This window comes from Niveispirillum fermenti, from assembly GCF_052474395.1.
On the sequence record NZ_CP156678.1, the window covers coordinates 108,701 to 133,839 of the forward strand.

19 protein-coding genes and 1 riboswitch are annotated in these 25,139 nt (G+C 70.1%); of the genes, 13 read left to right on the forward strand and 6 right to left on the reverse strand.

The features are described 5' to 3' along the window. The first annotated feature begins 48 nt into the window (after positions 1-48). The 6 genes from ABC728_RS00500 (at position 49) to ABC728_RS00525 (ending at position 7,369) form a co-directional block, all read left to right on the forward strand. The gene (locus tag ABC728_RS00500; RefSeq protein WP_416620173.1) at positions 49-2,079 is read left to right on the forward strand and encodes an alpha-glucosidase; all 2,031 of its coding nucleotides are present in this window, start codon (positions 49-51) and stop codon (positions 2,077-2,079) included. A gap of 107 nt (positions 2,080-2,186) precedes the next feature. Continuing rightward, a complete protein-coding gene (locus ABC728_RS00505; RefSeq protein WP_416620172.1) occupies positions 2,187-3,407 on the forward strand; it encodes an MFS transporter in 1,221 nt (406 codons plus the stop codon). A 199-nt stretch (positions 3,408-3,606) separates the two neighbouring features. Further along, positions 3,607-4,551 carry an ABC transporter permease gene (locus tag ABC728_RS00510; protein ID WP_416620171.1) on the forward strand — a complete coding sequence of 315 codons (945 nt, stop codon included), beginning with the start codon at positions 3,607-3,609 and terminating at the stop codon, positions 4,549-4,551. Further along, the gene (locus ABC728_RS00515; protein ID WP_416620170.1) at positions 4,538-5,401 is read left to right on the forward strand and encodes an ABC transporter permease; all 864 of its coding nucleotides are present in this window, start codon (positions 4,538-4,540) and stop codon (positions 5,399-5,401) included. Before ABC728_RS00510 ends, ABC728_RS00515 begins: the two co-directional genes overlap by 14 nt. Before the next feature lies 1 nt (position 5,402). Beyond that, positions 5,403-6,398: an ABC transporter ATP-binding protein gene (locus ABC728_RS00520; protein ID WP_416620169.1), complete on the forward strand. Its 996-nt coding sequence runs from the start codon at positions 5,403-5,405 to the stop codon at positions 6,396-6,398. Then, a complete protein-coding gene (locus tag ABC728_RS00525) occupies positions 6,395-7,369 on the forward strand; it encodes an oligopeptide/dipeptide ABC transporter ATP-binding protein (protein ID WP_416620168.1) in 975 nt (324 codons plus the stop codon). Before ABC728_RS00520 ends, ABC728_RS00525 begins: the two co-directional genes overlap by 4 nt. Positions 7,370-7,452: 83 nt before the next feature. Here ABC728_RS00525 and ABC728_RS00530 read toward each other — a convergent pair whose 3' ends face one another. After that, entirely contained in the window at positions 7,453-8,388 is a 936-nt protein-coding gene (locus ABC728_RS00530) for an IS110 family transposase (RefSeq protein WP_445376291.1), read from the reverse strand. 317 nt (positions 8,389-8,705) lie between these two features. Next, entirely contained in the window at positions 8,706-9,470 is a 765-nt protein-coding gene (locus ABC728_RS00535) for a phytanoyl-CoA dioxygenase family protein (RefSeq protein WP_416621403.1), read from the reverse strand. A 128-nt stretch (positions 9,471-9,598) separates the two neighbouring features. Here ABC728_RS00535 and ABC728_RS00540 point away from each other — a divergent pair, with 128 nt between their 5' ends. Both ABC728_RS00540 and ABC728_RS00545 read left to right on the forward strand, forming a co-directional pair. After that, positions 9,599-10,492, forward strand: coding sequence for a LysR substrate-binding domain-containing protein (locus tag ABC728_RS00540; protein ID WP_416621404.1), 894 nt, complete (start codon positions 9,599-9,601; stop codon positions 10,490-10,492). Positions 10,493-10,615: 123 nt separating this feature from the next. Next, positions 10,616-11,440, forward strand: a complete 825-nt coding sequence (locus ABC728_RS00545) for a hypothetical protein (RefSeq protein WP_416621405.1) — start codon at positions 10,616-10,618, stop codon at positions 11,438-11,440. A 129-nt stretch (positions 11,441-11,569) separates the two neighbouring features. On the opposite strand, the gene ABC728_RS00550 is transcribed toward ABC728_RS00545, so the two are convergent. The 3 genes from ABC728_RS00550 to ABC728_RS00560 form a co-directional block, all read right to left on the reverse strand. After that, positions 11,570-15,076: an AAA family ATPase gene (locus tag ABC728_RS00550; protein WP_416621406.1), complete on the reverse strand. Its 3,507-nt coding sequence runs from the start codon at positions 15,074-15,076 to the stop codon at positions 11,570-11,572. Further along, complete coding sequence (locus ABC728_RS00555; RefSeq protein ID WP_416621407.1) at positions 15,076-16,311, reverse strand: metallophosphoesterase family protein; 1,236 nt, start codon at positions 16,309-16,311, stop codon at positions 15,076-15,078. The genes ABC728_RS00550 and ABC728_RS00555 overlap by 1 nt, the downstream gene beginning before the upstream one ends. Positions 16,312-16,534: 223 nt before the next feature. Then, entirely contained in the window at positions 16,535-18,619 is a 2,085-nt protein-coding gene (locus ABC728_RS00560) for a methyl-accepting chemotaxis protein (protein WP_416621408.1), read from the reverse strand. A gap of 256 nt (positions 18,620-18,875) precedes the next feature. Further along, a riboswitch (cobalamin riboswitch) is annotated at positions 18,876-19,072 on the forward strand. A 211-nt stretch (positions 19,073-19,283) separates the two neighbouring features. On the opposite strand from ABC728_RS00560, the gene ABC728_RS00565 reads away from it, so the two are divergent. From ABC728_RS00565 to ABC728_RS00580, 4 genes are all read left to right on the forward strand, one after another. Continuing rightward, complete coding sequence (locus ABC728_RS00565; protein WP_416621409.1) at positions 19,284-21,143, forward strand: TonB-dependent receptor plug domain-containing protein; 1,860 nt, start codon at positions 19,284-19,286, stop codon at positions 21,141-21,143. A 76-nt stretch (positions 21,144-21,219) separates the two neighbouring features. Further along, on the forward strand, positions 21,220-22,035 hold the full coding sequence (locus ABC728_RS00570; RefSeq protein WP_416621410.1) for an ABC transporter ATP-binding protein: 816 nt from the start codon (positions 21,220-21,222) through the stop codon (positions 22,033-22,035). Then, positions 22,032-22,553, forward strand: a complete 522-nt coding sequence (gene cobU, locus ABC728_RS00575) for a bifunctional adenosylcobinamide kinase/adenosylcobinamide-phosphate guanylyltransferase (protein ID WP_416621411.1) — start codon at positions 22,032-22,034, stop codon at positions 22,551-22,553. The genes ABC728_RS00570 and cobU overlap by 4 nt, the downstream gene beginning before the upstream one ends. Next, entirely contained in the window at positions 22,553-24,034 is a 1,482-nt protein-coding gene (locus ABC728_RS00580) for a cobyric acid synthase (protein ID WP_416621412.1), read from the forward strand. The genes cobU and ABC728_RS00580 overlap by 1 nt, the downstream gene beginning before the upstream one ends. Before the next feature lie 130 nt (positions 24,035-24,164). Here the strand turns inward: ABC728_RS00580 and ABC728_RS00585 are convergent, their stop codons facing one another. Beyond that, on the reverse strand, positions 24,165-24,722 hold the full coding sequence (locus ABC728_RS00585) for a GNAT family N-acetyltransferase (protein ID WP_416621413.1): 558 nt from the start codon (positions 24,720-24,722) through the stop codon (positions 24,165-24,167). 107 nt (positions 24,723-24,829) lie between these two features. Here ABC728_RS00585 and ABC728_RS00590 point away from each other — a divergent pair, with 107 nt between their 5' ends. Further along, positions 24,830-25,138, forward strand: a complete 309-nt coding sequence (locus tag ABC728_RS00590) for an acylphosphatase (RefSeq protein ID WP_416621447.1) — start codon at positions 24,830-24,832, stop codon at positions 25,136-25,138. Position 25,139 lies beyond the last annotated feature (1 nt).

Below are 25,139 nucleotides of genomic sequence, written 5' to 3' on the forward strand. Positions count from 1 at the left end.
CTCCGAAGCCACGGGGCCGGGAACGACATCATGAGGGAAGGGAATGTCATGCGTTTGATCGAGACGGCGGGCGGGTTCGACCTGACCCTGGCGGGACGGACCATCCTGCGCCACCGGCAGGATGAGCCCTGCCTCTATGTCGGGCACGGCGACCCGCGGGTGGAGATGCATCACGGCCATTTCGACATCGAGGACCAGATCGTCGAACGGCTGGGCCTGCGCCATGCGAGCATCGATCGGCAGGACGGGGCGACCCGTATCGACCTGTCGCAGGCGGCGGGACTGGACCCGTTGGCCAGCCTGATCTTGACCGGTTCCGACAAGGGGGGCGCCATCCGGCTGGAGGCCCATGACCCCGCGCTGAACCGGCTGTGGCTGCGCGTGGTGGCGGAAAAGGCGGAGCATGTCTGGGGCGGGGGCGAGCAGCTTTCCTATTTCGACATGCGCGGCCGGCGTTTCCCCCTCTGGACATCGGAACCGGGTGTCGGGCGGGACAAATCCTCCTTCCTCACCTTCCAGGCGGACCAGCGCAGCAATTCCGGCGGCGACTATTACAAGACCAACTACCCCCAGCCGACATACTTGTCCTCCCGCCGCTATGCGCTGCATATCGACACCACGGCCTACAGCGCCTTCGACTTCCGCAAGGACGGGTTCCATGAACTGGAGGTCTGGGCCGCCCCGGCCACGGTCGAGCTTTGGGCGGATGACAGCTTCACCGGGCTGGTCACGGCCCTATCCGACCGGTTCGGCCGGCAGCCGCCGCTGCCCGACTGGGTGCTGAAGGGTGCGATCATCGGCCTGAAGGACGGGGATGAAAGCTTCACGCGGCTGGAAAAATATGCCGATGCCGGGGCGGCCCTGTCGGGCCTGTGGTGCGAGGATTGGGTGGGCCTGCGCATCACCAGCTTCGGCAACCGGCTGTTCTGGGACTGGAAATGGAACCAGGCGCGCTACAGCGACCTGGATGCGCGCATCGGGCAGCTTCACGCGCGCGGCATCCGCTTCCTGGGCTATGTGAACCCCTATCTCTGCGTCGATGGCAGTCTTTATCCCGAGGCGGCGGCCGCCGGCTATCTGGCGCTGAAGCGGGACAGTGACGAGGTCTATACCGTCGATTTCGGGGAATTCGACTGCGGTGTGGTGGATTTCACCAACCCCGCCGCGGCCGAATGGTTTGCCGACAAGGTCATCGGGCGGAACATGCTGGATTTCGGCCTGTCGGGCTGGATGGCCGATTTCGGCGAATATCTGCCGACCGATGTGCGCCTGCATGACGGCACCGACGGCATGCTGGCGCACAATGCCTGGCCCGTGCTGTGGGCGGAGGTGAATGCCCGGGCCCTGGCAAGCCGGGGCAAGACGGGGGAGGCCCTGTTCTTCATGCGGGCAGGCTATAGCGGCGTGCAGCGCCATTGCCCCCTGCTGTGGGCCGGCGACCAGTCGGTGGATTTCTCCCGCCATGACGGGATCGGCACCGTCATCACGGCGGCACTGTCGTCCGGCCTGCTGGGCAATGCCTACCATCACAGCGATATCGGCGGTTACACCAGCCTGTTCGGCAATGTCCGCACGCCGGAACTGCTGATGCGCTGGGCGGAAATGGCAGCCTTCACCCCCGTCATGCGCAGCCACGAGGGCAACCGCCCGCGGGAGAATGTGCAGATCGACGAGGATGCGCGGGTCCTGGCCCATTTCGCGTACATGACCCGCCTCTATGTCCATATGGCGCCCTATCTGCGCGCCCTGTCGGATGAGGCGGCGGCCACCGGCCTGCCCGTGCAGCGGCCGCTGTTCCTGCATTTCCCCGATGATCCGCGCACCTATACGCAGCAGGAAAGCTATCTTTATGGCGCCGACCTGCTGGTGGCGCCGGTCATCCAGCCGGGCGTGGACCGCTGGACCACCTGGCTGCCGGCCGGCACCGACTGGGTGGAGGTCTGGACCGGCGCCACGCACCAGGGCGGGCAGGATGTGACCGTGGCGGCCCCGCTGGGCCGGCCGCCGCTGTTCTTCCGCCGGGGCAGCGACTGGACGGCGCTGTTCCAGGGGATCACCACGGTCGCCAGCACGGTCTGACCCGGCAACCCCCCGCCCCGGCGCGCGCGCCGGGGCGATAGCGCAGCGGTGCCGGCCCCACTGGCGACCGGCATTCCCATCCCCTTCCCGGAAAAGGGCGAGCCCCCATGCGTTTCGGCCTTCATCGCACCTTGCTGCTGGCGCTCGTCATGCTGGCCGGCATCCTGAACTATACCGACCGGCAGATCATCGCCGTGCTGAAACCCATGCTGGAAGAACAGCTGGGGTGGAGCGACGCCGATTACGGTTTCCTGGTCGCCGCCTTCCAGTTCGCGGCGGCCGTGGCCTTCATCTTTGCGGGCTGGCTGATCGACCGGCTGGGCTGGCGCGTGGGCAATCCCGTCGCCGTCGGGTCCTGGAGCATGGCGGCCATCGTGCATGGCATGGCCACGACCATGCGGGAATTCACCGCCGTGCGCGTGGCGCTGGGCGCGACGGAGGCCCTGGGCACGCCGGCCGCCATCAAGACGGTGGCCGTCTGGTTCCAGGCCCGGGAACGGTCCCTGGCGCTGGGCTTCGTGAATGCCGCCGGCAATATCGGCGCCATCATCGCGCCGCTGGTCGTGCCCGTCATCGCGCTTGCCTATGGCTGGCGGGCCGCCTTCTACATCATGGGCGGGCTGGGGCTGGTCTGGGTCCTGGCCTGGTGGGCTTTGACCCGGAGCCCTTATTTCCAGAACCCGCCGCCGACGCAGGCCACAGCGGTGGAGGGGGCGCGGGTGCCGTGGCGCACCGTGCTGTCGGACCGGCGCACCTGGGCCTTCGCCGGGGCCAAGGTCTTCTCCGATCAGGTCTGGTGGTTCCTGCTGTTCTGGATGCCCGACCTGTTCATCCGGGTCTTCGGGCTGGACATGCGCGGCTTCGGCGTGCCGCTGGCCACCATCTATGCCATCGCGGCCATCGGCTCGCTGGCTGGCGGCTATTTCTCCGGCCACCTGCTGGCCCGCGGTGTGGGCCTGAACCGGGCGCGCAAGCTGACCCTGCTGGTCTGCGCGTTGCTGGTGCTGCCCGTGCCGCTGGTGCTGATGGTGGAGAATTACTGGCTGGCCGTGGCACTGCTGGGGCTGACCCTGGCCGCCCATCAGGGCTTCTCCGTCAACCTGTTCGCCACGGCGACCGACATCATCCCGCAGCGGCGCATCGCCACCGTCATTTCCATCGGCGCCCTGTGCGGCAACCTGGCCGGCATGTTCATCCTGCAGCTTGCCGGCTGGGTCCTGGCGGCGGGCGGCACCTATGCGCCCATGTTCGCGCTGGTGTCGGTATCCTACCTGTTGGCCCTGGGCTGGCTGCATCTTCTGCAACCGGTATTGCGGCCGGCGGACTGACCGGCCGCGATATTTCAGCCCCCGGACGGCATTTACCCCTTGTTCGTATTGAACGAACGATCAATAATGTCGTCCGACGTTTTCGGGGAAACCGGGGGGAGGAAGGCGGGATGCCTGCCAGCCAGCGCCAGGCTACAGGATATGACCGGCAACCGCCCGGCTGCTTGACCCGTGGCGGCGGGACGGGGATCATCGGTCGATGACCGGTTTCCTGATCCGCCGCCTGTTCCTGGCTTTCGGCGTCGTCCTGGGGGCGACGGTGGCGATCTTCCTGCTGGTCTATGCCATTCCCGGCGATCCGGTGACCGTGGCGCTGGGCCCCCGTGCCACGGCGGAAATGCGGGCCCATTACCGTGAACTGATGGGGCTGGACCAGCCGCTGGTCGTCCAGCTCTGGCATTTCCTGGGGCGGGTGGCGCGGGGTGACCTGGGCACCGACATCTGGAGCGGCCGGCCCGTGACCGCCATCCTGTGGGATGCGCTGCCCCATACGGTGGCGCTGGCCTGCGCCGGGCTGGGCACGGCCGTGCTGCTGGGTGTGGGGCTGGGCTGCCTGGGGGCGGCACGGCGCGGCAGCCTGACCGATCATGCCATCGGGGTGCTGAGCGTCAGCGTCATCGCCCTGCCCCCGTTCCTGGTGGCCATCTACAGCCTGTTGATCTTCGCGGTGACGCTGAACTGGTTCCCGGCCATCGGCGCGGGAGAGGCCGGGGACTGGGCCAGCCGCCTGCACGCGCTGGTGCTGCCGGCCTTTGCCGTGGGTCTTGGCTGGGTCGGCTATATCGCGCGCATCGTCCGTTCCTCCCTGATCGAGGTGATGCGCGAGAAGCATGTGGAAACGGCCCGCGCCTTCGGCCTGCCGCCCTGGCTGATCCTGTGGCGCTATGCGCTGCCGCTGGCGCTGGTGCCCGTCATCTCCATCATCGGGGTGGGTTTCGGGGCGCTGCTGTCGGGATCGGTCTTCGCAGAGATCATCTTCGCCCGGCCCGGCATCGGCCGCGTCGTCTATGACGCCGTGCTGGCCCGCAACTATCCCGTCGTCAGCGGCGCCATCGTGGTGACCGCCGCCCTCTATGCCCTTGCCATGCTGGTGACCGACCTGGTCACGGGCCTGCTGGATCACCGCACCCATGCCGCCCTCTGAACCGCCGCCAGCCCGGCCCCGACCCGCCACCGGCCAGCGCAGGATCGACAGGCCCGGCCTGTTCGGCCTGGTTGTCTGCATCCTGATCGCGCTGGTGGCGCTGACGGCCGACATGATCCGGCCGCACGACCCCGCCCGCATCGATGTCGCGCACAGGCTGGAAGGACCCAGTGCAACCCACTGGCTGGGCACCGACCATCTGGGCCGCGACACGGCCTCGCGCATCATCACGGGCACGCGCACGGCGATGGGCGTGGCGCTGCTGTCCATCGGCATCGCCGTCATCGCCGGCACGGCCCTGGGGCTGATGGCCGGCTATGGCCCGCGCTGGCTGGGCACAGGGCTGCTGCTGGTGCTGGATACCATCAGTTCGCTGCCCATGATCATGTTCGCGCTGGCCGTGCTGACCCTGCTGGGGCCGGGGCTGTGGACGCTGGTCGGCACCATCGCCTTCTTCACCGTGCCCGGCTATGCGCGGCTGGTGCGGTCCCAGACCATGGCCTTGCGCGACAGCCCCTTCATCCAGGCCGAACGGTCGATGGGGGCGGGGCCGCTGCGCATCCTGTTCGTGCATATGCTGCCCAATGTCATCGGCCCGTTGCTGGTGGTGATGACCATGGACATTCCCGTCGTGATCGGGCTGGAGGCCGGATTATCCTTCCTGGGCATCGGCATCCAGCCGCCGACGCCAAGCTGGGGGTCCATGCTGAACGACGGCTTCGTCTTCATCCGCAACACGCCGTTGCTGGTGCTGTTCTCCGGCCTGCCCATCATGGTCGCCACCCTGGCCTTCACCTTCCTGGGCGAAGCCTTGCGGGAACGGCTGGACCCTTCGGCACGGCGGATATGACATGACGCAACCCGTGCTGGAAATCAGCGGCCTCCATGTCTCCTACGCCACCGACCGGGGGCCCCTGCGCGTGCTGCGGGGCGTGGACCTGTGCGTGGGGCGGGGGGAGATCACGGGCATCGTGGGGGAAAGCGGCTGCGGCAAGTCCACGCTGATCGCCGCCATCCTGGGGCTGCTGGCCGGCAATGCCGGGGTGGAGGGCGGGTCCGTGCGGCTGGCCGGGCGGGAATTGCTGGACCTGCCCGAACCGGCCATGCGCGCCCTGCGCGGCGACGGGCTGGCCCTGGTGTCGCAGAACCCCATGGCCGCCTTCAACCCCGTGCTGACCATCGGCCGCCAGCTGACGGATTTCCAGTATCGGGCAGGGATTCCCGCAGCGCAGAAGCGGCAGCGCATCGTGGAGATGTTCGGCCGTGTCGGCATCGTCGATCCGGATCGCCGGCTTGCCGCCTATCCCGGACAATTGTCGGGCGGCATGCTGCAGCGGGTGGCCATCGCCGCCGCCCTGCTGACCCGGCCGGCGCTGCTGATCGCAGACGAGCCGACAACCGCGCTGGACGTGACGCTGGAGGCGCAGATCCTGCGCCTGCTGCGCCAGACGCGCGACGAGACCGGCACCAGCATCCTGTTCATCTCCCACCATCTGGGCGCCGTGGCGGGTCTGTGCGACCGGGTGATCGTGATGTATGCCGGCACGGTGGTGGAGGCGGGGCCCGTGGCGGAAATCTTCGCCCGGCCGCGCCATCCCTACACCCGCCGCCTGATCGCGGCCGATCCCGGGCATCTGGCCATCGCCGCCGCGGTCCCCGGGCGGGAGGGTATCCGCACCGACCTGCCCACCATTCCCGGCCGCGTGCCCGACCTGACCGATCCGCCGCGCGGCTGCGTCTTCGCCCCGCGCTGCCTGGAGGCTGAGGCGCACTGCCACACGCTGCCACCGCCGTCCGGCGCCGTGGGACCGGCGCATCGGGCCGCCTGCCACCGGATCATGCCATGACGGGCCTGCTGGAGATCAACGAACTGTGCGTGCGCGTGCAGCCCCCCGGTGCCTTGTGGCAGCGGCTGCGCGGCCGGAGCCCGCAGCCGCTGGAAATCCTGTGCGGCGTGTCGCTGGGCCTGGCCAAGGGGGAGACGCTGGCCCTGGTGGGGGAAAGCGGATCGGGCAAGACCACGCTGGCCCGCGCCATCATGGGCCTGCAACCCTTCAGCGCCGGGACCATCCGGTTCCAGGACGCCATCCTGACGGGGCGGGAGCGGCGCTGGCACCGGTTACGGCGGCGTGCCGCCCTGATGTTCCAGGACCCTGTCGCCTCGCTCAGCCCGCGGCTGACCGTGGGTTATCTGGTGACGGAACCGCTGGCCATCCATGGCCGCCCCCTGCCTGACCGCCGGGCGGCGGCGGCACGGCTGCTGTCCATGGTGGGCCTGTCGCCCGACATGGCCGGGCGCTATCCGCGCGAACTGTCCGGGGGGCAGGCCCGCCGTGTCACCGTGGCGCGGGCGCTGGCCATGGAACCGGCCCTGGTCATCGCCGACGAGCCCACGGCCGGCCTGGACGTATCGGTACAGGCGGAAATCCTGAACCTGATGACCGGCCTGCAGCGCGACCTGGATGTCGCCTATCTGCTGATCACCCATAATCTGGCCGTGGTCCGCCATGTCAGCCACCGCATGGCGGTGCTGTATCTGGGCCATCTGGTGGAAACGGGGCCGACCCGCGCCGTGCTGGAACGGCCCCGCCATCCCTATACCCGCGCGCTGCTGGCGTCGGAACCCGCGATCGACCCCGCGCGGCGCCCCGACGGCCCCGTCCTGGGCGGGGAGGTGCCAAGCCTTTACGACCGGCCGCGCGGCTGCGCCTTCCATACGCGCTGCCCCGCGGCCAGTGACCTGTGCCGGTCCGTGCCGCCCCAGGATCGCACGCTGGGCAACGGCCACCGCGTCGCCTGCCACCACCCGCTGGACTGATACCCACGGTCGAAATATTTGACCGTGGGTACCGGCGGCAACTGCCGCCGCGCGCCATGTGGCGCGTAGCCAAGCAACTGTTTTCATGCGGCGTAAGTTCTCTGATCGCGGATGATGGCATTGGCGAGGACGACGATCTTTCGCATGATGGCAACGAGGGCAACCTTTGGCTTCTTTCCAGCGGCGATGAGTTTTTTATAGAAGGCGGCCAAGGGTGGATTTCGCCGACTGGCGACGACGGCAGCCATGTAAAGGACGGTTCGGACAACGGGCCTTCCACCGTAGATGCTGCGCGGGCCATCGCGTTTGCCGCTCTGGTTATCCATCGGGGCAACGCCGGCCAGGGCGGCGACCTGATGTCGTGTCAGTGTGCCCAACTCCGGCATATGGGCCAGCAGGGTGGCCGCCAGCACCGGCCCGACAGCAGGAATGGACTGGAGCAGGTTGTCGTTGACCTTCAAGGTTTTGGATGCCGCGATCTGCTCGGCAATGCGCTTGTCGAGGCGCAGGATCAGCAGGGCGATGGCATCCAGGCGCCGCTTGGCCAAGCGGCGCAGTTCCGGATCCGCCAGGGTCTGGGCCTGGTTCCTGACCATGGTCTGCTCGTCGAGCAACTGGCGCCGGTAGGTGGCCAGTTCCGCCAGGACCTCCCGTTCCGGATCGGGTTGGTAGGCGGCTCCGGGGATCGCCTGGGCATAGGCGGCGATCATCCGGGCATCCAGCCGGTCATTCTTGGCCCAGCGTCCATGCGCCCTGGCAAAATGCCGGACCTTGCGAGGATCGACGAGGCGGACGGGAATGCCGGCTTTCGATAAAGCCTCCATGACCGGCCGCTCATAGCCACCACTGGCTTCCAGGACGACCTGCACGGCGCGCTTGCCACACCGTCGCCGAAGGAGACTGTAACCAGCCTCGGCATTCTCGACTTGGAAAGCCTCTCCTGTCTCGGCATCCAACCCGTCCAGACGGGCCTTGCTGACGTCCAGGGCGATGATAGAGTCCTGTTGTGCCATCTTCATACTCCCTGCCTTGCACGTACGGGGCTGCAACCCCAAGCAACTGTTCGGGTCAATGAAGGGGCCGACCGGAGAACCATGCTTGGCTACGGTGTATGATCTACCTTTCCACGGAGCGGTCTTCCGGACGGATCGCCGGCCGGGGCATGCCCCGGCCGGCGATCACACATCTTACTGACATTTCGAAAACACAAGCCAACGGATGTGGGCGCCAGCGCTTGAGGTGCCGAAAGCCTTGACCATCGGTCAAGATTTTCGGCCACTGGTATGGTACCGGCGGCGACTGCCGACGCGCGCCATGTGGCGCGCGCCCCAACCGATCAGGAGAACGTCACCTGCCGGCCATTGCGCAGCACGGGGATGGCGTTGCGGCGCAACTGGCGCGTGCCGGGGTTCAGGATCACTTCCGGGCTGTACTGGGCCAGATAGACGCGGCGCATCCGGTCGGTGCGGTTGGCCCCCGTGGCGTGCAGCAGCAGGGAGGAGAAGGCGACCACGCTGCCGGCCGGCACCTCCACCACCACGCCTTCCTCGTCACCGGACCAGCCGACCAGGTCGTTGGTGCCGGGCTGGCGGATATGGGGAACGATGCCGTCGCGCGTGGCGGGCACCTGGCTGAAGGGCAGCACGCGGACGGTGCCGTTCTCGATGGTGGTGTCGTCCAGCGTACACCAGCAGGTCAGATAGGGCTTGTGGTCCGGCGGTCCGCCATTGCCCACGACATAGCCGCTATCCTGGTGCCAGGAAAAGGACATGCCGCCGCCCGCACCCTTCACGACATACTGGTCATAGAAGAAATAGGCGTCGTCGCCCAGGGTGGCGCGGCAGATGTCGGCCATCACCTCGGAAAACAGCATCTCGCGCAGTTCGGGCTGCACGCGCTGGCATTCGCCGGCGAAATAGCGGTTGCCGCGATGGGTGATGCCGTCCACATCCACGCCCAGCGCATCCAGGCGCGCATCCTCGCGTTCCACCATGCGGCCGCACTGGGCCCGCAGGATGTCCAGAAGCTCGCCTTCCAGCACCCGCTCGAACACGGCATAGCCTTCACGCTGGAACTGCTCGCGCTGCTGTTCGTACTTCATCTTTTCCTCCCGCTTATGGTTTGGCCCCAATCGGTTTGATGCCGGGGACCATTCTGCGGCGGCGCGGGCCATCGCATCCAATCGAATTGCATCAGCACTTCATTCGTGAATACTATGAACCCATGCGCATGCGACAGATCGAAGCCTTCCGGGCCGTGATGATGAGCGGCGGCGTCACCGCCGCGGCTTCCCTGCTGAACATCTCCCAGCCATCGGTCAGCCGGCTGATCGCCGACCTGGAACATTCGGTGGGCTTCCCGCTGTTCGAGCGGCGGGGCGGCCGGGTGCATCCCACGGCCCAGGCCGAGACCTTGTTCGAGGCCGTGCAGCGCTCCTTCACCGGGCTGGACCTGCTGGCCCAGGCCGCGCGGCGCATCAGGGCCCATCCCGTGGGGACGGTGCGCATCGCCTGCCTGGCCAATATCGCCATCTCGCTGCTGCCGCCCGTCCTGCACGCCTTCCGCCGGCAGCATCCGGACGTCAAGGTGACGGTGGAGGCGGTGGGTCAGCACGCGATCGAGGATCGGGTCTTCCTGGGGCAGGCCGATCTGGGCATCGGCGTCGCCGCCCCCCCGCGGGAGGGGGTCCGCGCCGACCTGCTGGTACGGGCCGATTATGTCTGCGCCCTGCCGGCGGGGCACCGGCTGGCGGACCGGTCCGCCATCGCCATCGCCGATCTGGCGGGAGAGGCCTTCGTGGGGCCCATGCACGAGGCCGATGCCCTGTGGAACGGCATCGACGCCGCCCTGGCGGCGGCGGGGGTGAATGTGGAACGCCATGTCGAATGCCAGCAATCCCTGCCCATGTACGCCTTTGTGGAGGCCGGGCTGGGCCTGGCCATCGTGGAACCGTTCACGGCCCGGCTCTATCGCCGGCTGGGGCTGCCCGTGCGGCCCGTGACGCCGGCCATCGGCTTCGATTTCACGCTGATGGAACCCGATATCGGCCCCACCCCGCCGCCCGTCGCTTGGCTGCGCGCAGCCGTGCGGCAGGAGGCGCTGGACTGCCTGCGCGGGTCATGAGCGGCGCGCATCGGCCCTTGCGCGGACGGGACCTAGACAGGAACGGCGCATTGATGGTCCGCTGATGCGCCCATGCCTCATACCGTTTCCCCTCCCCTGTCCCCGCCCGCCAGGATGCCGCCCATGCCCCGCCTTCTCGTCCTGCAATCCATCTGGGGCCTGGATCAGTGCCCCGGCTTCGATGTCTGGAACGACCTGGAAACGGCCCTGCAGGCCGTCATCGACGCCGGGTTCGACGGGGCCGGCACCAATCTGGTACGCAAGGAGCGCACGGCCGTCACCGCCCGCTTCATGAATGAACGCGGCCTTGCCTGGGAGGCACAGGTGCTGGCCGGCAGCGCCGACGAACTGGCCCGTTATGCCGACGAGGCGGCCCGCCTGGGGGCCCATCACCTGAACGTGCAGGTCCGGGGGCCGCTGGACCGGGTGGCCGACGCGGTGCGGCTGATGGAGGGGATGGAGGTCGTGCGCCGGGCCGCCGGGCTTCCCGTCTTCTACGAGACGCACCGGGCGCGGCTGAGCCAGGACCTGCCCTTCTTCCTGCGCCTGCTGGACGCGCTGCCCGACCTGCCGCTGACGGCGGACCTTTGCCACTATGTCGTGGCCGGGGAATGGGACCTGCCCATCGACGCGGCAAAGCACGCCGCCATCGACCGGGTGCTGCGCCGGGCGCACGCCTTCCATGGGCGTGTCGCCACGGCCCATCAGGTCCAGGCCCCCATCGGCGGCCATCACCAGCCCTGGCTGGACCTGTTCGCGGGCTGGTGGCGGCGCGGGTTCGACCATTGGCGGGCACGGGCCGCGGCCGGCGACACGCTGAGCTTCATGGTCGAGCTGGGGCCACCGCCCTATGCCGTCGTCGACAGCCAGGGCCGGGAGCTGACCGATCGCTGGCAGGAGGCGCAGCGGCTGAAGGATCTGGTGCGGGGCCTCTGGCAACAGGCATAAGCAGATTTTCCGAACGCCGCCCACAGATGGGCGGGCTCGGAAAATCTGCAAACCATGGAGTTGGCAGGTTCCTCCAGACCGGGCCATGTGTGGCCCGATCTGGAGGAACCTGCTTAGGCCGTCCCGGCCCTAGCCCAGCCGGTGGATGCGCACGCCGTCGCCCAGCGCTTCCAGCCCGGCATCGACCACATAATGGTGATGGGTGAACAGCACCACCTGCGTCACCCCGCCCAGTTCGGCCAGCGCCAGCAGGCCGGCGCGGGTGCGGCGCTCGTCGGACGTGATGAACAGGTCGTCGGCAATGAAGGGCAGCGGGGTGGCGCGGGCGACATGCGCCTCCACGGCCGCGATGCGCAGGGCCAGGAACAACTGGTCGCGCAGCCCTTCGCTCATATCCTCCACCTGCGCGTCGGCGCCATCCCGGCGCACGCCGACCAGCACGGGATGGTCGGCATCGCCGTAATCCACCTTCAGCCGCGTGACGGGGTTGCCGCCGCCGACCGCCATGGCAGCCAGGATGGTCCCCGCCCGCCGCAGCAAGGGATGCTCGTTGCGGTCGCGATACCGCTCCACGGCCTGGGTCAGCAGCAGGGCCGCGGCGCGCAGCCGCAGCCAGCGGCCGGCCAGTTCGGCAGCCCGCGCCGCGGCATCGGCCGCGTCCTGGGCCGCCCCGCCGATGCCGGCGCGGCCGCGCATCTCGTCCAGCCCGCGTTCGGCATCGCGCAGCCGGGCCGACATGTCGGCCAGTTCACCCTGCAGGCGCTCGATCTCCGCCGTGCGGGCGGCAGCGTCGGCGGCCAGGGCATCGGGGTCGGCGGCATCGGCCTCCACGCGCAACTGCTCCGGGTCATGGCCATCGCCGGCCTGGGCCAGTTCGGTCCTCAGGGCAGCCCCCTGCGCCACCAGCGCCCGCCGCCGGGCAGCCGCTGCCACCAGGGCCGGCACGTCGGCCCCCTCCGCCAGCCGGTAAAGGCAGCGCAGATCGGCCAGCGCCTCACCCGCCCGCCTTTCGGCCAGCAGCGCCGCCTCCAGCGCCTCGGCGGCGCGGGCCTGACGCTCGGCCAGCAGGTCGCGCCGGGCCGCCTGTTCCCGCGCCGCGGCCAGCGCCGCGAACAGCGCGCGGGGCACGGCATCGGCCGCGACATCCAGGTCCAGGCCGGGCGAAAAGGCCGCCGCCGCCGCCGCCAGCGCCGCCCCTTCCGCCCCATGGCCCCCGATATCGCGCTCCAGTGCCGCGATACGGTGATCCAGATCGGCCAGATGGCGCAGTTCGCTGCCGATATCCTCCCAGCCGCGCAGGGCGGCCTCCGCCTCCGCCGGGCCGGCATCGGCGGGCAGGCCGATGGCGTCCATGTCGGCCGACCATGCTTGCCGCCAGGCGTCGATCGCCGCCTCGGCCTGGGTGCTTTCCGCCCGCGCCGCCTCCAGCGCATCGCGGGCGCGCTGCCGTTCCTGTGCCACGCGGGTTGCGGCCTCCAGCGCCTGCCGCGCCGTGGCCACCGCCGCTTCCGCCTCCCCGCGCAGCCGGGCCAGCGGCTGGTCGCCGGGTATGGCGACACCGCACAGGGCCAGCGCCTGCCGCAATTCATCCATGCATTGCCCGGCCTGCGCGGCCAGGGCGGCCAGCGTCTCGCGCTGCTCCGCCTGCTGGGCATGGGCGGCAATGACCGCATCGGCCTGGGTCAGGAAGGCCGCCATCTCTGCCGGGGCGCCGGGCCGGCCGACGCCCGCCGGGCCCCACAGGGCCTGCCAGCGCGCCGCCATCTCCGTGCCCTGGGCCTCCAGCGCCGCCTGCTCGCGCGCCAGGGCGGCCTCACGCTCCATCAGGGCGGCCAGGTCGCTCTCGGCCCGGATATAGCTGGCCACGCGGGCGGCCTCGCGTTCCCGCAGGTCGACCAGCCGGTCGGCCCCGTGCAGCGCCTGCTCGAAGCCGGGCACGGCATCGGCCGGGGCGGTGGTGGGCCCGTCCAGATGCGGCCGCAGGCCCGCCCACAGCCGGTCGCGATGGCGGCGGGCATCGGCGATGGCGGCCGGCGTCGGCACCTCCCCGCCCTCGGCCAGTTCGCGCAAGGACCGGCGCAGGCGCTGCCCCTCCTCCGCGATGGCGCGGGCGTCCGCCTCCAGCCGCTGGCGGCGGTTCTCCAAGGCGGTCTCCTGCTGGCGCTGGGTCTCCACGGCATCCATGGCGGGCAGGGGCAGCGCTGCCAATTGTGCGGCCGTGCCCTGGAAACGGCCCAGCCGCGACAGCATCCGGGCGATGCGCGCCTCCCCCTCGGCCAGGGCGCGTTCGGCCCGGTCCAGATGCAGTTCCACGGCCCCCGGCCGCTGGGCGGCGGCCAGTGCCGCCTCGGCGCGGGCCAGATCGCGGGGGTCCGGGGCGTCGGGCACGGGCTGGCGGTCGGCCTGGCGCGCGGCCGTCGCCGCCGCGTCCGCCCGGCGGTGCGCATCGGCCAGGGCCTGGTCCAGCCTTGCATGGGCGCGGATATGGTCGCGGATGCGCGCCACCAGCCGCCGGTCGGGCTGGCGTTGCGACAGCCGGGCCGCATCGTCGGTATCCAGCCCGATATCGCGGGCCGCCTGTTCCAGCCGGGCGGCCGTGATGTCGCGCTCCTGCCGGCGGCGCGGCAGGTCGGCCCGCGCCTTGGCGATCTCCCCCTGCCGCTGGTACAACGCCTCGATCCGGGCTGCCAGGGACAGCAGGGCCGGCACCTCCCCGGCCCGCTCCAGGGCCTCGGTGGCGGCCCCCGCCTCCTCCCGTGCCCGCTCGGCCTGCCGGCTGGCCGTCATCAGGTGGGTTTCCGCCCGGCGCCACTGGTCGGCCAGATCATCGGGCAGGTCCGGCCCCTCCCCCTCGGCAGCCAGCAGGCGGGCCTGTTCGTCCAGCCGGGCCAGCAGCGGACGGACGCGGCGCTGCCGCTCCAGCCGGCTGCGGGTCCGCTGCGCCTCGGCCAGGGCGGCGCGGATGGCCGCCAGTTGCGCCTGCGCCGTGGTGACGGCGCCCTCCGCCGCCTCCCACGCCTCGGCCTTCGTGGCCTCGCTGCGCATGCGGGCCGCGGCGGCGGCCTGGGCGTCGATGGCCTGCCACAGGGGTTTGCCGGCCTGCCGCCGGTGGGGACTGCCGATCTCGTCGGCATCGCGGGCCAGACGGGACAGGCGGTCATTCAGATCCGACAGGCCGCTGCCGGCCTGGAACAGGGTGCGGGCCAGATCGCCGCCGGCCTGCAGCATGGCCTCGCCCCCGGCCCGCAGCCTTTCATGATCCAGGCCGAACAGCCGCTCGAACGCCGCGCGGTCGATGCCGCCCAGCAATGGGGCCAGCACGGTGTCGGGCAGCGCCACGCCGTCGCCGTCCAGCAGCGTGGCCGTGCGGCCCTTGCGGCGCTTCACCTCCAGCACGCGGCCATCGGGCAGGCGCAGGGCGGCACCGATGCGCAGCGCGCTGTTGCCGTGGCGGAACCCCAGGCGCGACCGCTCCGGCACGCCGAACAGCAGGTCGCAGATGGCCTGCAGGGTCGTGGATTTGCCGGCCTCGTTATGGCCATGGACGATATGCAGCCGGGCTTTCCCATCCGAAAGGTCCAGGCTCGTCCCCTCGAAATGGCCGTAGCGTTCCAGATCCAGCCGGTCGATACGCATCAGGTCCGCTCCGCCAGCCGGTCCAGCAGCAGGGCCTCGGCATCGTCCAGCAGGGCGGCCAGCGCGCCTTCCCCCTCCAGCCCCAGCGCCTCGACCGCGCGGTCGGGCAGGCGCGCCCGCAACTGGCCGATATCCTCCATCAGCGGGGCCAGCGCCTGCGGGTCGTCCTTCAGCACCCGCAGGCTGTCGGCCAGTTCCGACAGGGCGTCGCCCGGCAGGGCGGGGCCTTCGGCCATGTCGCGGGTCCGGGTGGCGACCTTCTCGATCCAGATGTCACCGCCGGCCCGCGCCGCCGCCAGTTCCATTTCCGCCGCCAGCCGGGCCGGATCGCCCTTCAGCCGGCGGTGCTGGGGCGTGGCGCCCGACAGGACCAGCCGCACGGCCAGGGTGCGGTCCCCCGCCTCCTGCACGGCCCGCGTCAGCGCGCCGGCCACGCGGTCGGCCAGGTCCAGGTCATCCCCACACCCCGTCAGGTCCACCTCCACCCGCGCCCAGCGCACATCATCCAGCACCACGTGCGCCACGTCCGCGATGCGGCCCGCGGCACAGGTGACCAGCGTGGCGCCCTTGGGTCCCGCCTCGTTGGCGTGCCGGCCCTGCAGGTTGCCGGGAAAGACGATCCAGGGGTCGCGGTCCAGCACGGCACGCTCATGCACATGGCCCAACGCCCAGTAATCATACCCCCTGGCCTTCAGGTCGGCCGGTGTGCAGGGGGCATAGCGTGCATGCGGCGGCCGGCCTTCCAGCGCCGTATGCAGCACGCCGATATTCAGCCAGCCCGCCACCGGTGGCGGATAGGACAGCGCCAGATTGTCGGTGACATCGCGGGTGTGGAAGCTGCGGCCATGCAGCGCCACGCCCAGATCCTCCCGCCGGAAGGTTTCCGGCCGCCGGTGATCGAAGACATGCACGTTCGGCGGCAGGGCCAGCCGCCGCGTCATCGTGCTTTCCGCATCATGATTGCCGCGCAGCAGGTAGACCTGGATGCCGGCCCTTTCCAGCCGGGCCATCTGGGCCGCGAAGAACAGGCCCGTCATGAAGTCGCGCCAGTCGCCATCGTAAAGGTCGCCGGCAATGACCAGGAAGGCCACCTGCTCTCCGATCGCGGTATCGACCAGCCGCACCAACGCGCGGCGCGTGGCCCCCACCAGCTTTTCCGCCCGCTCTCCGGCGCGGGCGGCAAGGCCAAGCAGCGGGCTGTCCAGATGGATGTCGGCGGCGTGCAGAAAGCGCATGGGGCGGGCAGTCACCTGTAAGGGCGGGGCGGGGCGAACCGGTATGGCGGCGACGGCCGCCGCACGCCACCTGGCGCATAGCCGAGCCCACAGTAGCCCCGAGCCCACGGACGGGGGCGCTGGCGATTGCAGCCCGGTGATCGGTGGCGATCACCGGGAAACGGTATTACCCGTTCTGCACCCGCCCGTGCAATGGGCTTCGGCTTCGGCCCTGGGCCCGCACCTATCCCTCCCGCACCTGCGCCACGAAGCGCGTGACCTCCTGATCGGCGGCCCCGGCGCTGTCGCGGACCTTGCTGGCATTGTCCAGCGCCGTGGCGGCGGCTTCCGTCACGGCCAGCACCTTGTCGGCGATGCCCTGGATGGCGCGCGAGGCGTCGTCCGTGCCGCCGGCCGCCTCGTTCACGTTGCGGGCGATCTCCTGCGTGGCGGCGGTCTGCTGTTCCACGGCGCCGGCGATGGCGGTCGCCGTTTCGTTGATGGTGCGGATGGTGGCGATGATGCCGTTCATGGCGCGGGCGGCATCGCCCGAACTGCCGCGGATGGACCCGACAAGCTCGGCGATCTCGTCGGTGGCCTTGGCGGTCTGGGTCGCCAGGTTCTTCACCTCTGCCGCCACGATGGCGAACCCCTTGCCCGCCGCCCCGGCGCGGGCCGCCTCGATCGTGGCGTTCAGGGCCAGCAGGTTGGTCTGGCTGGCAATGTCGCTGATCAGGCCGACCACGTCGCCGATGCGCTCGGCGCTGCGGGTCAGGGCATCGACCGTGGTGCTGGCCCCGCCCGCCTCCTCTTCGGCACGCGCGGCGATGGTGGCCGACATCTGGACCTGGGTGCCGATCTCCGTGATGGACGCGCGCAACTGTTCGGCCGCCGACGCCACCGTCTGCACGTTGGACGCCGCCTCCGTCACGGCAGAAGCGCCGATCGAGGCGCTCTGCTGGGTGTCGGCGCAATCGGCCGACATCTGCCGGGCCTGATCGACCATGCGCTCGGCATTGCCGGCCACGGCGCGCAGCAGGGCGCCCACCTCCCGCTCGAACCGGTCGGCCAGTGCCAGACGGTCGGCCCGCAGCTTGGCCTCCGTCTCCGCCTCCTTGCGCGCAGCCTCGGCGCGCAGCCGCTCCGCCGCCGCCAGCCCGTCGCGGAAGGCGGCCACCGCCTCGGCCATGTGCCCGATCTCGTCGGCGCGGTCGGCCCCGGGAATGGCACTCGCCAGGTCGCCGCGCCGCACGCCGGCCATGGCGGCGGTCAGCGACAGAATGGGCCGGGCCAGGCTGTTGCCCAGCCAGGCGAACAGGCCGGCGGCCATGGCGATCAGCACCAGGCTGATGGTGGCCAGCGTGCCCACGCTGCGCAGCAGCGCCTCCTGGATGACGGCGGTCGGCACGCTGGTGACCAGCATCCATTGTTCCTGCACGCCGCGAAAGGTGATCGGCGTGGCGAAGACCAGCCGCTCCTGCCCGTCCAGCATCAGCGTGTCATGGGTGGGGCGGCCGTTGCGGCGGGCCTGCGCCACCAGATCGGCCAGCCCCTTATCGTCCAGCGGCCTGTTCAGGCGGGCACCGTCGGGATGCACGACCCAATGGCCATTCTGTGCCAGCAGCCGGACATCGCCCCGCTCCAGCGGCCGAAAGGCGGCGAATTGCTGCTGAAGCGCGGTCAGCGCCATGTCGGTGGTGGTGATGCCCACGGGCCGGCCGTCACGGCGGATGGGCGTGCTGACGGTGACCAGCAGCACCTCCTTGCCCTCGATCGGATAGAGATAGGGCACGGTCAGCATGGTGCGGTTGGCAGCCAGCGGGTCCAGGTACCATTCCTTGATCCCGGCCTCCACCGTCATGACCAGCGACTCCGTGCCGATCGTGCCGTCGGCCCCCCGGAAGAAGTAAGGCACGAAGCGCCCCGCGGCATCCGCCCCCGGCACGCCGATGCCCGTGCTGTCATCGCCATTGAAGCTGTTCGGCTCGAACGCCGTGGTCACGCCGATGATGTCGGGATTGGCTGCCACGGCCGCGGCGACCTGCGCGGACAGCATCGCGCGGGAGAAACCCTCGTACCGCAGGCCGCCTTCCACCTGGGCATTCACGATATGGGCGTTGTCGACAGCCTTGGCGATCAGGTCCGCAGCGATCAGCGCGAAGCCTGTCGTGGATTCCGCCATGGCCTGGCGGACCTGCTCGCCGGCGGTGCGGTGGGACTGCACGGCCGCACCGATGGTCAGTGCCAGGCCCAGACCCAGGCAAAGCCCGATCCCCGACAGGACCAGGCGTGTCTTCAAGGAGGAGCGCAGCGACAGGATCATAGGCATTCCCCTTAAAATCCGGTGGGAAACGTGACTGCATCCATGTGCTTTGCGGCCGGCGGGGAATGGTGGGCATGCCGCCGGCTCACCCGTCATCTTGCGGGCAGGATCACGAAAAATACCACCTTCGATCGTATGTCCCGGTCCCTGTCGGCTACCGGCCGCTGGCGCTTTTATCCGTGCCGTCACCATTGTGCCACATGTCCGTTTCCGGCATGGCGGGAATGGGGGATCGCCGCTTGCGCCCTTTTCACAGCCGCGATAAGGGAGGGCCATCGATGGTTCCTCGAAAGGGGTGAAAAGGGAACGTGGTGGGACGCCCGCAAGGGTGTCGATGCCACGGCTGCCCCCGCAACTGTAAGCGGCGAGAAATGCCCGTCATGGCCACTGGGAAACTGGGAAGGCCGGGCAGCTCCGCGACCCGCAAGCCAGGAGACCTGCCATCGGCAATGCGTCGCGCGGCCATTGGGCGGGGTGCCCCGATGGGACGGTTCACCGTTTCGCGCTGGCGCTTCGGAAGGAGTGCGCGGGTGAACCAGGGGAAGAAGGGGCCGGACGGCCCCGGCACCGGGACATGCATTCGACAAGCGGCCAGCCGTTCCGGTCAGGAACAGCCGCGCCCGGCGCACGCCATCCGAATTCGTCGATGAACGGAACGGAGTGGTGCGAAGTGTCTGCCAATAACCTTTTCCGCCGTGCGCTGCTGTGCGCCGGCGCCACCTTGTGCGTGCCCGCCGCCCTGGCGCAACAGGGCGAGCCCGTGCAGGTGGCCGAGATCATCGTGTCGGCCAACCGCGTGCCCACCGCCCAGGACCGGGTAGGCAGCACGGTCGATATCGTGGATGCCGCCGAGATCGAGCGGCGCCAGCAGGTCCAGGTGCTGGACATGCTGAAGCGCGTGCCCGGCGTCTCCATTTCCCGTTCGGGCGGCTTCGGCAGCACCTCCACCCTGCGGCTGCGCGGGTCGGAAGCCGGCATGGTCAAGGTGCTGGTCGATGGCGTGGAGGTGAACGACACCTCCACCACCGGCGGCGAGTTCGACTTCGCCAGCCTGTCGACGGTCGATATCGACCGGATCGAGGTGCTGAAGGGCCCGCAGAGCGCGCTTTATGGCAATGACGCCATGGCCGGCGTGATCAACATCATCACGCGCCAGGGCACCGGCGCCCCGACGCTGCGCGCCACGCTGGAAGGCGGCGCCTTCGGCACCTTCCGCCAGCAGGCGTCGCTGACGGGCGCGCAACAGGATGTCTCATACGCCCTGACGGCCAGCAACTACCACACCGACGGTTTTTCCCGCACCTTCGTGGGCAACGAGAAGGATGGCAGCGACGCGCGGTCGGTGTCGGGCCGCGTCGGCTATCAGGCGTCGGAGACGCTGCGCTTCGACCTGAATGCCGGCTGGTCCTGGCTGGACAGCGAGTATGATCCGTTCGCCGCCGACGGCGACGCGGCCTTGGAGAAGGAGGACTGGCACGTCCGCGCGGCCGCCAATCTGACCCTGCTGGGCGGCGCGTTCGAGAACAGCCTGGCCGCCTCCTATGCCAGCACGGACCGCGATTTCGACGAGCCGACGGGCTGGTACCGCTTCTCCCAGTATGACAGCCGGCGCAAGGCGCTGGATTATCAGGGCAATCTGCGCCTGCGCGACCGCGATGTCGCCACCATCGGCCTGTCGGTCGATGAGGAAAGCGCCAAGATCGTCAATACGACGGCCACGGCCACCACGACCGACATCGACGACAAGGTTGTGACCAAGTCCGCCTTCGCCCAGTATCTGGCCGCGGTGACCGATGATCTGACCCTGACCCTGGGCGGCCGCATCGACGACCATGAGCAGTTCGGCACCGAGGCCACCTGGCGCATCACGGGCGCCTATCAGGTGCCGGCCACGGGCACGGTGCTGCGCGCCTCCTACGGCACGGCCAACAAAGCGCCCTCGCTCTACCAGCTCTATGCCCCCTGGTACGGCAATGCCAGCCTGCAGGCCGAGGATGGCAAGGGCGTCGATGTCGGGTTCGAGCAGAAGCTGCTGGACGGGCGCCTGTCGTTCGGGGCCAGCCTGTTCCGCAACACCTATGACAACATGATCGGCTTCACCAGCGCCTATGTGAACGTGGCCAGCGCCCGGACCAAGGGCGTGGAGGTGAGCTTCCAGGCGCGCCCCGTGGAAGCCGTGCTGATCCAGGCCAACTACACCTATCTGGACGCCAAGGACCGGCTGACGGGCCGCGACCTGCCGCGCCGGCCGCAGGACAGCTTCAACGCCAGCATCGACTGGACACTGGTGGACGGGATCGATCTGGGGGCGGCTCTGCGCTATGCCGGCAAGCAGCGTGACACCGCCGCGGCCACCTCCCCCATCCTGGCCGGTTCCACCGTGGTGGATGCCACGGCCCGCTGGCGGGTGTCCGACCGGTTCAGCCTGTTCGGCCGCGTGGAAAACCTGCTGGACAAGGACTATCAGGAGGTCCGGTCCTACCGTGCGCCGGGCCGGTCGGCCTATGGCGGCGTGACGGTGACCTTCTGATGCGGCCCGGCACCGCCCCCGTCCGGTCCCTGCCCGCCGCCGCTGCCGGCGCCTGGGATGGCACAGGGGTGGTGCCATGACGCGGCTGGCCGCCCTCGATATCCATATGCGGCGGGGTGGCCGGCCGGTGCTGACGGGTGCCGGCCTGTCCGTGACGGGCGGGGAATGCGTGGGCCTGATCGGCCCCAACGGGGCGGGCAAGTCCACGCTGCTGTCCATCATGGCGGGGCTTGCCACACCCGATGGCGGGTCCGTCCTGATGGACGACCAGCCGCTGGGCTCCTGGACACGGGCGCAGCGGGCCCGGCGGCTGGGCTTCCTGGAACAGGGCGCCGATTGCCACTGGCCGCTGAGCGTGGAGCGCGTGGTCACGCTGGGGCGCCTGCCCCATGCCAATGGCTGGGCCGGCCCGTGGAGCGGGGAGACGGCGGCTGACAGGGCGGCCATCGCCCGCGCCATGGAACGGTGCGACGTCACAGCGCTGTCCGGCCGCAACGTGCTGAAACTGTCGGGCGGGGAACGGGCCAGGGTCATGCTGGCCCGCGTCCTGGCGGGGGAACCCGACATCCTGCTGGCCGACGAGCCGGCGGCCGGGCTGGACCCCTATCACCAGCTTCAGGTCATGGAATTGCTGGCCGCGCTGGCACGCGGCGGCATGGCCGTCATCGTCGTGCTGCACGACCTGTCGCTGGCCCTGCGCCACTGCACCCGCCTGTGCCTTCTGTCTGCCGACGGCAGGGTCGCGGCCGACGGCCCCCCGGTCCCCCTGCTGAATGGCGGCATCATCGAACAGGTCTATGGCGTGGAGCTGCTGCGTGGCGGGCATCAGGGCATGCCCTATGCTCTGCCCTGGCGGCGGCTGGACATGCCGGCCGGCGGGCCGGCACCGTGACGGCAGGGCCGACGCTGGTGCTGGGCGGCGCCCGGTCGGGCAAGAGCCGCATGGCCGAAAGCCTGGTCACGGGCCTGCCCGGCCCCTGGACCTATATCGCCACGGCCCGCGCCCTGGATGCGGAGATGGCGGACCGCATCGCCCACCACCGCGCCGGCCGCATACCCGGCTGGGTGACTGTGGAGGAGCCGCTGGACCTGGCCGGCGCCCTGTCGGCAGCCGGCGGCACAGGCCGACCCGTGCTGATCGATTGCCTGACCCTGTGGCTGACCAACATCATCCTGGCCGGCCGCGACGTGCCGGCCGAATGCCGCCTGCTGCTGGGGACATTATCCCTGCTGCCCGTGCCCACCGTGGTGGTCGCCAACGAAGTGGGGCTGGGCATCGTGCCCGGCGACGCCCTGTCGCGCCTGTTCCGCGACCATGCCGGACGGCTGAACCAGGATGTCGCGGCCATCGCGCGGCGCGTGCTGTTCATGGCCGCAGGCCTGCCCCTGACCTTGAAGGAGGTGCCCTGATGGCGCCGGAAACCAAGGCACGACCGCGTGCCCTGATGATCCAGGGCACGGGATCGGATGTGGGCAAGTCGCTGCTGGTGGCCGCGCTGGCGCGGGCCTTCAGCAACCGGGGGCTGGCCGTGCGGCCGTTCAAGCCGCAAAACATGTCCAACAACGCCGCCGTCACCGCCGATGGCGGGGAGATCGGGCGGGCCCAGGCGCTGCAGGCCCGCGCCGCCCGCGTGGCGCCCAGCGTCCACATGAACCCCGTGCTCCTGAAGCCCCAGAGCGACACGGGCGCCCAGGTGGTGGTACAGGGCCGGATGACGGGCACGGCCCAGGCCGCCGACTACCAACAGCGCCGCGGCACGCTGCTGCCGGCCGTGCTGGACAGCTTCCAGCGGTTGGGGGACGGGGCCGACCTGATCCTGGTGGAAGGGGCCGGCAGCCCGGCCGAGGTGAACCTGCGCGCCCGCGACATCGCCAATATGGGGTTCGCGCTGGCGGCCGGCGTGCCCGTGATCCTGGCCGGCGACATCGACCGGGGCGGGGTGATCGCCAGCCTGGTCGGCACCCATGCCGTGCTGGACGCCGCCGACCGCGCCGCCATCCGGGGCTTCATCATCAACAAGTTCCGCGGCGACATCCGCCTGTTCGATGACGGGCTGGCGGAAATCGTGCGCCGCACGGGCTGGCCGGGCTTCGGCGTGCTGCCCTTCCTGCCGGCCGCCGCCCGCTTGCCGGCGGAAGATGCGGTCGTGCTGGACCATTGGCGTGACGCGGGCCGCGGACACAGGCTGCGCATCGCCGTGCCCATGCTGTCCCGCATCGCCAATTTCGACGATTTCGACCCGCTGCGCCTGGAACAGGGGGTGGCCGTGACCATGGTGCCGCCGGGCCGCGCCCTGCCGGGGGATGCCGACCTCGTCATCCTGCCGGGCACCAAGGCCACCATGGCCGACCTGGCCTTTCTGCGCGCCCAGGGCTGGGACGTGGATCTGTGCGCCCATATCCGGCGCGGCGGCCGCGTGCTGGGCATCTGCGGCGGCTATCAGATGCTGGGCCGTCGCATCGCCGATCCCGGCGGCATCGAGGGGCCCGCCGGCAGCGTCGACGGGCTGGGCTGGCTGGAGGTCGATACCATGCTGACGGGCGCCAAGACCCTGCAGGCTGTGGCCGGTACGGATCTTTCCGGCGGTCACGGCTTCACCGGCTACGAGATGCATGTCGGCCTGACGGATGGCCCCGCCCGCGAACGCCCCCTGCTGCGCCTGGCGGACGGAAGGCCGGAAGGGGCCGTGTCCGCCGATGGCCGTATCGCCGGCTGCTACATCCATGGCCTGTTCGCGGCCGACAGCTTCCGCCGGCATTTCCTGGCCGGCCATGGCGTCACCTCCGCCCTGTCCTACGGGCAGGCGGTGGAGGCGGCCCTGGATGCCTGCGCCGCGGCGGTGGAAACCCATCTGGACCTGGACGGGCTGCTGTCCGTCGCGTCCTTCTGAGAAGTCCACACCTCCTAAGCAGGTTCCTCCAGATCGGCCATACATGGCCCGGCCTGGAGGAACCTGCCGACTCCATGGTTTGCAGATTTTCCGAGCCCGCCCATCTGTGGGCGGCGTTCGGAAAATCTGCTTAGCCACTGACCGGCGGGTCGGCGGCCAAGCGGGCCAGGGGCAGCAGGTCGGCCCAGCCATAGGCGCATTCGGTCAGCCGGGCCCCGGCGAAGGACAGCGGCTGTTCGGCCAGAAGCGCCCCCCCCAGCCGTTCATAGAAGAAGCGCGACGGGTTGTCGCGCAGCACCCAGACCACGGCCGCCCCGCGCCCGTCGGCCAGCAACCCCTGCGCCATCGCCCCCAGCAGGCGGCGGCCCAGCCCCTGGCCCTGTACCCGGTCCAGCAGGTAGACGGCGTAGAACTCCCCGCCATAACCGGGCAGGCCCGTGCGCTGCGGCCCGCAGGAGGCGAAGCCGACGACCTCACCCCCGGCCTGGGCCACGAAGGTGCGGCGGCCGCGCTGTGGCGGCCCTTGCAAAAGCCCGCGCCAGCGCCGTTCATGAACGGCGGTCGACAGGCCCACCAGATAGCGGTCGGGCAGCATGCCGGGATAGGTGGCGCGCCAGCTTTCGACATGCACGGCGGCGATGCCCGCGGCATCGGCGGGGCTGGCGGAACGGATCAGGCTGGCGGTCATGGCCCTCCTCCGGACAAGCGGCATCCGCTGCCATGCTGCCCCAGAATCCCGGCCTTGGCGAGCATGATTGACAAGCCGGGCGCCAGCAGGCTGGATAGGCGCCAATGATGCGAGACAAAGTGGCGAACAACATGGAAGACCGGCGCGCCGTCAGCGTCACCGTCACGGGACGAGTCCAAGGCGTATGGTATCGCGGCTGGACCGTGGAGCAGGCCCGTGCCCGGCAGTTGGACGGATGGGTCCGCAACCGGACCGATGGCAGCGTGGAGGCCTTGTTCGCCGGCCATGGCGCCGATGTCGATGCCATGCTGGATGCCTGCTGGCGGGGTCCCCCCTCGGCCATCGTCATCAATGTCAAGGTGTCGGAAGCGGCCGACCCCGGCCCGTCGGGCTTTGAACAGCACCCCACCGCCTGAT